Origin of the sequence: Klebsiella sp. JN_Kp127 (assembly GCF_040062505.1) — a bacterium.
GTDB lineage: Bacteria > Pseudomonadota > Gammaproteobacteria > Enterobacterales > Enterobacteriaceae > Klebsiella > Klebsiella quasipneumoniae.
In genome coordinates, this window is the sequence record NZ_JBEAHS010000007.1 from 114,471 (window position 1) to 124,608 (window position 10,138).

Annotated in this window: 9 protein-coding genes; 3 read left to right on the forward strand and 6 right to left on the reverse strand. The window is 57.4% G+C overall.

Going from position 1 to position 10,138, the window contains the following annotated elements:
* Positions 1-5: 5 nt before the first annotated feature.
* The 6 genes from ABLV04_RS05370 to syd all read right to left on the reverse strand — a co-directional run bounded on the left by ABLV04_RS05370 (position 6) and on the right by syd (position 5,921).
* Positions 6-1,346, reverse strand: a complete 1,341-nt coding sequence (locus ABLV04_RS05370) for an enolase C-terminal domain-like protein (protein WP_049014191.1) — start codon at positions 1,344-1,346, stop codon at positions 6-8.
* A gap of 2 nt (positions 1,347-1,348) precedes the next feature.
* Positions 1,349-2,701 (reverse strand): MFS transporter, encoded by a 1,353-nt coding sequence (locus tag ABLV04_RS05375; protein ID WP_044524535.1) that lies wholly within the window; start codon positions 2,699-2,701, stop codon positions 1,349-1,351.
* A gap of 470 nt (positions 2,702-3,171) precedes the next feature.
* Entirely contained in the window at positions 3,172-3,615 is a 444-nt protein-coding gene (locus ABLV04_RS05380; protein ID WP_004205560.1) for a flavodoxin, read from the reverse strand.
* Positions 3,616-3,619: 4 nt separating this feature from the next.
* The gene (truC, locus tag ABLV04_RS05385) at positions 3,620-4,414 is read right to left on the reverse strand and encodes a tRNA pseudouridine(65) synthase TruC (RefSeq protein WP_064157666.1); all 795 of its coding nucleotides are present in this window, start codon (positions 4,412-4,414) and stop codon (positions 3,620-3,622) included.
* Positions 4,414-4,743, reverse strand: a complete 330-nt coding sequence (locus ABLV04_RS05390; protein WP_023290837.1) for a YqcC family protein — start codon at positions 4,741-4,743, stop codon at positions 4,414-4,416. Before ABLV04_RS05390 ends, truC begins: the two co-directional genes overlap by 1 nt.
* 632 nt (positions 4,744-5,375) lie before the next feature.
* Positions 5,376-5,921: a SecY-interacting protein gene (gene syd, locus ABLV04_RS05395; RefSeq protein WP_023290838.1), complete on the reverse strand. Its 546-nt coding sequence runs from the start codon at positions 5,919-5,921 to the stop codon at positions 5,376-5,378.
* A gap of 68 nt (positions 5,922-5,989) precedes the next feature.
* Between syd and queF the strand changes: the two genes are divergently transcribed.
* From queF to ABLV04_RS05410, 3 genes are all read left to right on the forward strand, one after another.
* A complete protein-coding gene (gene queF / locus ABLV04_RS05400) occupies positions 5,990-6,835 on the forward strand; it encodes an NADPH-dependent 7-cyano-7-deazaguanine reductase QueF (protein ID WP_023290839.1) in 846 nt (281 codons plus the stop codon).
* 111 nt (positions 6,836-6,946) lie between these two features.
* Positions 6,947-8,314: a nucleotide 5'-monophosphate nucleosidase PpnN gene (ppnN, locus tag ABLV04_RS05405; RefSeq protein ID WP_023290840.1), complete on the forward strand. Its 1,368-nt coding sequence runs from the start codon at positions 6,947-6,949 to the stop codon at positions 8,312-8,314.
* A gap of 500 nt (positions 8,315-8,814) precedes the next feature.
* The gene (locus ABLV04_RS05410) at positions 8,815-10,104 is read left to right on the forward strand and encodes an HAAAP family serine/threonine permease (RefSeq protein WP_023290841.1); all 1,290 of its coding nucleotides are present in this window, start codon (positions 8,815-8,817) and stop codon (positions 10,102-10,104) included.
* The last annotated feature ends 34 nt before the right edge of the window (positions 10,105-10,138 follow it).

Consider the following 10,138-nt stretch of genomic DNA (forward strand, 5'->3'; position numbering starts at 1 on the left):
TGTAATTAGTGGCGGCCGAAAACAGGACGTTTGCGGTCGAATGTCCAGCCGGGGATCAGGTACTGCATCGGGCCCGCGTCGTTGCGCGCGCCGCCCGGCAGCGCTTTATAGGCCTCATGGGCTCTGCGCACCTGCTCCCAGTCAAGTTCCACGCCGAGTCCCGGCGCGTCTGGAACGGCAATCTTGCCGTTAATAATCTGCAGCGGATTTTTGGTCAGGCGCGCGTCGCCTTCCTGCCAGATCCAGTGGGTGTCGATGGCGGTGGGATGACCCGGCGCGGCGGCGCCGACGTGGGTAAACATCGCCAGGGAAATATCAAAATGGTTGTTGGAATGGCAGCCCCAGGTAAGCCCCCAGTCGTCGCACAGCTGCGCCACTCGTACCGCGCCGGAGAGCGTCCAGAAGTGCGGGTCCGCCAGCGGAATATCGACGGCGTTGAGCATCACCGCATGACCCATCTCGCGCCAGTTGGTGGCGATCATATTAGTGGCGACCGGCAGCCCGGTGGCGCGGCGGAACTCGGCCATCACCTCCCGGCCGGAGAAGCCCTGCTCGGCGCCGCACGGATCTTCGGCGTAGGTCAGAACATCCTGCAGCCCTTTGCACAGGGCGATCGCCTCATCCAGCAGCCAGGCGCCGTTAGGATCGACGGTGATGCGCGCGTCCGGAAAGCGCTTTTTCAGCGCCCGGGCGGTGTCAATTTCCTGCTCGCCGGGCAGCACGCCGCCCTTCAGCTTAAAGTCTTTGAAACCGTAGCGATCCTGAGCGGCTTCCGCCAGGCGCACCACCGCTTCGCTGTTCAGCGCCTGCTGGTGGCGCAGGCGATACCATTCGTGATCGCCCGGCGTATGGTCCAGATAACCCAGGTCGGTTTTCTGCCGATCGCCGATATAGAACAGGTAGCCCAGCACGGTGACGGCATCACGCTGCTTACCCGGGCCCAGCAGCTCGCAGACCGGCACGTTGAGCACCTTGCCGAGCAGGTCGAGCAGCGCGGCCTCCAGCGCCGCTACCGCGTTGACTTTCAGTTCGAAGGTCCATGCCCCTTTGCCAAAGGTGTCGAAATCCGCCGCCTGATTGCCTTTGTGCACCTGCTGCACCACGCGATTGAGACGGGCGACCTCCTGACCTACCACCTGCGGGATCGCCGCCAGCAGCGTCTGGTAGATGACCTCTCCGCCAGGGGCTTCTCCCACGCCGGTGTTGCCGGCGTTATCGGTCAATACCACGATATTGCGGGTAAACCAGGCGTTATGCGCCCCGCCGATGTTCAGCAGCATGCTGTCGTGTCCGGCCACCGGAATGACCTTCATCTCTGTAATAATCGGGCTGGATTGAGTAGTCATGATTAACGCCCCACCACAGGTTTCAGTTCGATGCGTTTGATGTCGCCCACCAGCACCAGATAGCTCAGCACCGCCACCAGGGCATGGATACCTACGTAAACCAGCGCCCCGTTGAACGAACCGGTGGTGCCGACGATATAGCCGATAGCGATCGGGGTGACGATACCGGAGATATTGCCAAACATGTTGAACAGACCGCCGGAAAGACCGCTAATCTCTTTCGGCGCGGTATCCGCCATCACCGCCCAGCCAAGCGCGCCGATCCCTTTGCCGAAGAAGGCCATCGCCATAAAGCCAATCACCATCCACTCCACGTTGACATAGTTACACATCAGCATGGTCATGGAGAGCAGCATCCCCAGCACAATCGGCGTTTTGCGGGCAATGTTCAGCGAGCCGGTGCGGCGCATTAACCAGTCAGAGATCACCCCGCCCAGCACCCCGCCGACGAAGCCGCACACCGCCGGAATGGAGGCGACAAACCCTGCTTTAAGGATCGACATGCCGCGCGCCTGCACCAGGTAAACCGGGAACCAGGTGATAAAGAAGTAGGTCAGGGCGTTAATGCAGTACTGACCGATATAGATGCCGATCATCATCCGCGATCCAATCAGCTGCTTGATCTGGCCCATTTTGACGCTGAACGGCACCTTCTGCGCGCTGCTCTTTTGATCCATGTTGATCAGGGCGCCGCCTTCGGCGATATATTCCAGTTCCTTCTTGTTTACCCCCGGATGGTTGTTCGGATCGTGGATCACTTTCAGCCAGACAAAGCTAATCACAATCCCCAGGCCGCCCATAAAGAAGAAGACGTGCGACCAGCCCACCTCATGCGTCAGCCAGCCCATGATCGGCGCGAAGATAACGGTGGCAAAGTACTGGGCGGAGTTAAAGATCGCCACCGCCGTGCCGCGCTCCTGCGCCGGGAACCAGGCGGCCACGATACGGCTGTTACCCGGGAATGACGGCGATTCGGCCAGGCCAACGAGGAAGCGCAGGGTAAACAGCGCGACGATAATGCCAAAGCCGCTGAAGATGTCGACGAAGCCCTGCAGCAGGGTAAACATCGACCAGATGAAGATCGACCAGAAATAGACGCGCTTCGAACCGAAGCGGTCGAGCAGCCAGCCGCCCGGGATCTGGCCGATGACATAAGCCCATGAGAACGCGGAGAAGACATACCCCATTCCCACCGGATCCAGGCCGATATCTTTGGCCATTTCCGAACCGGCGATCGACAGCGTCGCCCGGTCGCCATAGTTAAAAGAGGTGACGATAAACAGCATCACCACTATCCAGTAGCGGGCATTGGTGCGCTTTTCAGCCGCCGTCGCCGCCTGACTTAATGAACTCATTGTTGTACTCCTGAATCATAGCGTTTAGCTACGTTCATTCTGAACAGCACAACCTGTAGGGTAATCAGAATGACGTGGTCGTGTTTTGATAGTTGTCGTTATATCTGGCACTGCATTTATCACTGGCTGGAGCAGTATATGAAGAGGCACACCGCGGCTCACCGTGCATCTACACAGCTTTTACGCCGCTATTGCAGGTGGTTTATGGCGTATGCCTGAAAGAATGGGGGGAAGTTCACGGAAATGAAAAACCAGCGCCGTGGGTGGTCAAAAGCGCAGCAATAAGAGCCGGAGTGTGAAATACCTCTCTTGACCCGGTGAAACCGGCTGGCTTAACCCATGATATTGCTAAGGATATTGTGCATTTGCCTGAAGGCGTGCCGCCCGGAAAGGGATACACTTTTGCTGTCCGCGTATCTGGCCGCGACATCTTGAAAGGGCGCCCTCTGCGTAGGGAGAGGGCAGCGCTTTTATTCCAGCAGGGTAGCCCACTGCTCAACCCATGGATTAGAGACGCTCTCCGGCTCCGGATCTTCGCTGGCGTCAATCTTCAGCATCTCGCCGATGCGCTTCGCGCCCTGCTCCTGCAGCAGTTGATCGAACTTCAGGCCTCCGCCGCAAAAGTTGGCGTAGGTGCTGTCGCCCAGCGCGATAATGCCATAGCGCAGATGAGGCTGATACATATCTTTAATGCCCTCATACAGCGGGACGATGCTGTCCGGCAGATCGCCCTGCCCGGTGGTGGAGGTGACCACCAGCACATACTTACCCGTGTAGGATTCCCAGTCGTTGACCTGCGGATCCTCATACACGGTAGCCTTGTGTCCCAGTCCGCTGAGGATCGCTTCCGCTTCTTCCGCGACCAGCAGCGAGTTGCCGTACATGGTGCCGACAAAAATTCCGACTTCCGCCATGCTATTATCTCCCTGGATTGACCTTATTCTCTTCATCCTGACCGCAGTCGTCGGCAAACTCAACCCTTTCATTTAGCGGGAGAAGCCCGCGCCAGCCAAACTGCGACAGCGCACGCATCCAGACGTCGTCAAAACCGGCGCGCAGGGTCAGCGGCTCACCGGTAAAGGGATGGGTTAACGACAGTTCGCTGGCGTGCAGCATCAGGCGGTGACAGCCGAAATGCTCCGTGGCGCTGCGGTTTTGCCGCAGATCGCCGTGCTTGCTGTCGCCGAGGATCGGATGACGCAGGTGGGCCAGATGGCGGCGCAGCTGGTGCTTGCGGCCGGTTTTCGGCTCCAGTTCCACCAGCCCGTAGCGGGTGGTGGGATAACGCCCGGTCGCCACCGGCATCTCCACCGTCGCCAGACCACGGTAATGGGTCACCGCCGGCTGCGGCCCTTTGTCTTCGCGGGCGAACTTATCGGCGATTTTATCCAGCTCTTCCACCAGCGGATAATCGAGCAGCGCCTCTTCCATCAGCCAGCCGCGGACGATCGCATGGTAGCGCTTCTGGATCTGATGCTGCTCGAACTGCTGCGCCAGCAGGCGCCCCGCCTCGCTTGACAGCCCCATGAGCAGGACGCCGGAGGTGGGCCGATCAAGGCGATGGGCGGTAAAAACGTGCTGGCCGATCTGGTCGCGCACGGTCTGCATCACCACCACTTTCTCATCGCGATCGAGCCAGCTGCGATGCACCAGCCAGCCCGACGGTTTGTTGACCGCCACCAGCCAGTCGTCCTGGTAGATTATCTCCAGCATCAGGCCTGCTCACCGGCAAACAGCGCGTCCAGCAGCAGCAGCTCCGCCAGCATGGATTCGCGAACCGGGTGGGCTTGATCCAGCGCCATTTCGTAATACGGCGTAACGGCGAAATTTTGCGGCAGCGGCTGGCCGCTCTCCAGTAGCTGATGCATACGCGGGATCAGGACCCACTGCAGCCACTCCAGCGGCTCCAGGGTATCCAGGCAAAACGGCTTATCGCTGGCGAAGGCGCTGCTGTCCGGCGCCGTCTCCTGCCAGTGCTCTGTTTCGCGCAGCAGGGCTTCAATGGCGCGCAGGCGATCGCGCACGCTATCGTCAAGAGTCATGGGGGAAACCTCGATGAGTTAAAAACCGGGCGCAGGATAGCAAATCCGCAGGAGAAATAAAAAAAGGGAGCACTGTATAAACAGTGCTCCCGGTTCGTTTTGCAGCATTCCCGCTACATTGGTGCTCCCTGCTCGTCCTTGAAAACTTTTCCTGAGGTCTCCTGACCATGTTCATCCATAAACTCGTGCATCCTGCTTTCACACCACCCCGATGCGAAATGACTTATCCTTAAGTTTGTCCCGATCTTCCAGATCCACCGTTCATCCTGAGCGGCTCTCATTCTCCATCCTGGAGGTGTCCATTACGCGATCCTGCGTTATCCTTGCTTCATCCTGAAGCCTGTCCTTGCAACGCCATCCTGGCGGGTCCTGCAGAAGCGCCATCATCCTGATGTTCGCTTCATTTCGCGACTTCCTGTCGACAGACATAGGATCACTGATTCTGCCTCTTCTTACAACCCTTCTTGAGACAATCTCTTAAGATTAGTCCCCACTCAAAAGGACGAAAAAATAAAAATCCAATTTAATACCAATAAGTTAACAAAAAAAGATTGGATTAAATTTGCCTTAAATGATGATGATCTCTTACAGGTTTTGTAAGAGATCTCTCACAAATGACCAGGCAGACTGGATTACAGAACCGGCTCAAGCTGGTTGAGGAAACCCGCAAGCGAGGGGGAAAGGGTGATGCGTTTGGCGGTGCCGAGGGTCTCTTTGACGACTTCACCGCTGAGATTACAGACGGAAATGACATCCAGTTCACTCTCGAGGGTGGCGATAAACAGCGTCGGCGCCAGCTTCAGCCGCTTCTGCACCACCAGATGCCCGATGAGGTTTTCCTGCACCCGCTGAAAATCCTCTTCACTCCAGGTCTGCAGCAGCGTTAGCGTTTCGCCGGCAAACCGGCCGGTCATATCGCCGGCAAACTGAGTGGTATAATAAGAATGAAGCGGCTGTTGTACCACAATATCCAGGGCGCGTTCAACCGCGCTGATATTTTGCGCCAGCGAAAACGGCTGCGGCTGCCAGAACACGGCCTCGCCCTGGGTGTCGACGACGCAAGGCGACGGGACGCCATAAAGCTCTTCACTGCGCGGCAGGCTGTGGCGCTGCTGCTGCCAGGCGGCGCAATAACGTTGGGTAAAAGCATGCAGCGCTTCTGCGGTCTGATGGTCCACCGGTTTCTCTCTTCACGTTAGACAGGATACACTGGGGTCATAGTGTACCCGCTTTACTATGGTGAAACATGTCTTCTTACGATAATCATCAGGCGCTGGCCGGCCTGACGCTCGGTAAATCAACCGATTACCGCGATACCTATGACGCCTCGCTGCTGCAGGGCGTTCCGCGCAGCCTTAACCGCGACCCGCTTGGCCTGCATGCCGACAACCTGCCGTTTCACGGCGCCGATATCTGGACGCTGTACGAACTCTCCTGGCTGAACGGCAAAGGCCTGCCGCAGGTGGCCGTCGGCCACGTCGAACTGCCCGACACCAGCGTCAATCTGGTGGAGTCAAAAAGCTTTAAGCTTTATCTCAACAGCTTTAACCAGACGCGTTTCGCCAGCTGGCAGGAGGTTGAAGAGACGCTGACCCGCGATCTGAGCGCCTGCGCCCAGGGCGAGGTCAAGGTCTCGCTGTATCGGCTGGATGAACTGGAAGGCCAGCCGATTGCTCACCTCCACGGCGCCTGCATCGACGATCAGGATATCGAGATCGATAACTATCAGTTCAGCGCCGACTACCTGCAGGGCGCCGCCAGCGGCAAAATCGTGGAAGAGACGCTGGTCAGCCATCTGCTGAAGTCCAACTGCCTGATCACCCACCAGCCGGACTGGGGCTCGGTGCAGATCCAGTATCGTGGGGCGAAAATCGACCGCGAGCAGCTCCTGCGCTATCTGGTCTCGTTCCGCCACCATAACGAATTCCATGAGCAGTGCGTCGAGCGCATCTTTAACGATATTCTCCGTTTCTGCCAGCCGGAATCGCTTTCCGTTTACGCCCGCTATACGCGACGCGGCGGTCTGGATATCAACCCCTGGCGCAGTAACGGCGACTTTTCCCCTGCCACCGGCCGCCTCGCCCGACAATAATAAACATTTTCACAATTTGCGTGCGTTTAGACGCGCGCAAGGTTGTGGAAACGCCGCTCGCAGGGCTATTGTAATCACAGGAAGACCATAAGCGTCCTGTAAGGAGTTCACTTGATTACACATGTTAGCCCGCTTGGTTCAATGGATATGCTGTCGCAGCTGGAAGTGGATATGCTTAAGCGCACCGCCAGCAGCGATCTGTATCAACTCTTTCGCAACTGCTCGCTTGCTGTGCTCAACTCGGGGAGCCTGACCGATAACAGCAAGGAGCTTCTGTCCCGTTTTGAAAATTTCGATATTAACGTGCTGCGTCGCGAACGCGGCGTGAAGCTGGAACTGATCAACCCGCCGGAAGAGGCCTTCGTTGACGGGCGCATTATTCGTTCCCTGCAGGCCAACCTGTTCGCCGTGCTGCGCGATATCCTGTTCGTGTACGGCCAGATCCACAATACCGTTCGCTTCCCGAACCTCGATCTCGAAAGTTCGGTCCATATCACCAACCTGGTGTTCTCGATCCTGCGCAACGCCCGCGCGCTGCACGTCGGCGAAGCGCCGAACATGATCGTCTGTTGGGGCGGCCACTCGATCAACGAAAACGAATACCTCTACGCCCGCCGCGTCGGTACGCAGCTGGGACTGCGGGAACTCAACATCTGCACCGGCTGCGGGCCTGGCGCAATGGAAGCGCCGATGAAAGGCGCCGCCGTCGGCCACGCGCAGCAGCGCTACAAAGACAGCCGCTTTATCGGCATGACCGAACCGTCCATTATCGCCGCGGAACCGCCAAACCCGCTGGTCAATGAACTGATCATCATGCCGGACATCGAAAAGCGTCTGGAGGCCTTCGTGCGCATCGCCCACGGGATCATCATCTTCCCGGGCGGCGTCGGCACCGCCGAAGAGCTGCTTTACCTGCTGGGTATTCTGATGCATCCGGATAACAAAGCGCAGGTGCTGCCGCTGATCCTCACCGGACCGAAAGAGAGCGCTGACTACTTCCGCGTGCTGGATGAATTTATCACCCATACTCTGGGCGAATCCGCCCGTCGCCACTACCGGATCATCATCGACGACCCGGCGGAAGTGGCGCGGCAGATGAAAAAAGCGATGCCGCTGGTGAAAGAGAGCCGTCGCGAGACCGACGACGCCTACAGCTTCAACTGGTCGATTCGTATCTCGCCGGACCTGCAGATGCCGTTTGATCCGACCCATGAAAACATGGCCAACCTCAAACTCTCCCCGGACCAGCCGGTGGAAGTGCTGGCCGCCGACCTGCGCCGCGCCTTCTCCGGCATTGTCGCGGGTAACGTCAAAGAGGTGGGCATCCAGGCCATCGAGCAGTACGGTCCTTATAAGCTGCACGGCGACCCGGAGATGATGCGCCGCATGGACGATCTGCTGCAGGGCTTCGTCGCCCAGCACCGCATGAAGCTCCCGGGCGGCACCGCCTATATTCCCTGCTACGAAATCATCGCCTGATTTCCGTCCCGCCGGGGCAGCGCCTGTTGCCCTGGCGGGCACGCTTTCTCTGACTTCCAAAACGCGCTAAAAAACTTTCGGTTACTCATCAAACAGCTAAATTATTTTTACATAGCCAATCGTTTGCGTTGGTAAAAACTGCGACAATTATCACTGCAAAAAATGGTTTTAAGCGCAAAAACGTCGACCACTTCTCTTTTTTACAGTAAATCCCTCGTTATTACGCCACCCAGCTTTTATCTCATATGCTGCAAATGGTAGCCTGCGCGCCACAAATCGCTGGCTGATCACCAGAAACAGGCTGTTGGACTAAAAATACGCACATTGAAAGTGGATTATTGCATTTGAGATCGCGATCACTGATGCATAAACCATATAAATGTATCTTTCCGGCCCAATTATTACGGAGAAAATTTCTAAAAAAACCGTAATTAAACGAATTTCGTGTTACGCAATTGTATTTGTTCATTAGATTTTGTTGATTCCTCCAGGAGATACAGATGGAAACCACTCAAACCAGCACCATCGTTTCGGGCGAAACCCGCAGCGGATGGCGTAAAACCGACACCATGTGGATGCTGGGCCTGTACGGTACAGCGATCGGCGCGGGCGTCTTGTTCCTGCCGATCAACGCCGGCGTCGGCGGCATGATCCCCCTGATTATCATGGCGATTCTGGCCTTCCCGATGACCTTCTTCGCCCACCGCGGTATGACCCGCTTCGTGCTCTCCGGCAAAAACCCGGGCGAAGACATCACTGAAGTGGTTGAAGAACACTTCGGCGTAGGCGCAGGTAAGCTGATTACCCTGCTCTACTTCTTCGCTATCTACCCAATCCTGTTGGTCTACAGCGTGGCGATCACCAATACCGTCGAAAGCTTCATGGCGCACCAGCTGCACATGACGCCGCCGCCGCGTGCGATTCTGTCGCTGATCCTGATCGTCGGTATGATGACCATCGTGCGTTTCGGCGAGCAGATGATCGTGAAAGCGATGAGCATTCTGGTGTTTCCGTTCGTAATCGCCCTGATGATTCTGGCGCTGTACCTGATCCCGCAGTGGAACGGCGCGGCGCTGGAGACCCTCTCCCTGAGCGGCGCCTCCGTCACCGGCAACGGCCTGCTGATGACCCTGTGGCTGGCGATCCCGGTCATGGTCTTCTCTTTCAACCACTCGCCGATCATCTCCTCCTTCGCGGTTGCCAAGCGTGAAGAGTACGGCGAAGGCGCCGAGAAAAAATGCTCCAGCATCCTGGCTCGCGCCCATATCATGATGGTGCTGACCGTGATGTTCTTCGTCTTCAGCTGCGTCCTGAGCCTCTCTCCGGCAGACCTGGCGGCGGCGAAAGAGCAGAACATCTCGATTCTGTCTTACCTGGCGAACCACTTTAACGCGCCAATCATTGCCTGGATGGCGCCGATCATCGCGATGATCGCCATCACCAAATCCTTCCTCGGCCACTACCTGGGCGCCCGCGAAGGCTTTAACGGCATGGTGATTAAGTCCCTGCGCGGTAAAGGCAAATCTATCGAAATCAACAAACTGAACAAGCTGACCGCGCTGTTCATGCTGGTCACCACCTGGATTGTCGCGACGCTGAACCCGAGCATCCTCGGCATGATCGAGACCCTTGGCGGCCCGATTATCGCGATGATCCTGTTCCTGATGCCGATGTACGCGATTCAGAAAGTGCCGGCGATGCGTAAATACAGCGGCCACGTCAGCAACGTCTTCGTGGTGATTATGGGTCTGATTGCCATCTCCGCGATCTTCTACTCGCTGTTCAGCTAATTCAGTCAACACCTCCCCCCGGGGGGGGGGGGGG

What these genes read in the sequence shown, in the direction of transcription:
- ABLV04_RS05370 (WP_049014191.1), bottom strand. Translation starts at nt 1,346, where the DNA reads ATGACTACTCAATCCAGCCCGATTATTACAGAGATGAAGGTCATTCCG.
- ABLV04_RS05375 (WP_044524535.1), bottom strand. Translation starts at nt 2,701, where the DNA reads ATGAGTTCATTAAGTCAGGCGGCGACGGCGGCTGAAAAGCGCACCAAT.
- ABLV04_RS05380 (WP_004205560.1), bottom strand. Translation starts at nt 3,615, where the DNA reads ATGGCGGAAGTCGGAATTTTTGTCGGCACCATGTACGGCAACTCGCTG.
- truC (WP_064157666.1), bottom strand. Translation starts at nt 4,414, where the DNA reads ATGCTGGAGATAATCTACCAGGACGACTGGCTGGTGGCGGTCAACAAA.
- ABLV04_RS05390 (WP_023290837.1), bottom strand. Translation starts at nt 4,743, where the DNA reads ATGACTCTTGACGATAGCGTGCGCGATCGCCTGCGCGCCATTGAAGCC.
- queF (WP_023290839.1), top strand. Translation starts at nt 5,990, where the DNA reads ATGTCTTCTTACGATAATCATCAGGCGCTGGCCGGCCTGACGCTCGGT.
- ABLV04_RS05410 (WP_023290841.1), top strand. Translation starts at nt 8,815, where the DNA reads ATGGAAACCACTCAAACCAGCACCATCGTTTCGGGCGAAACCCGCAGC.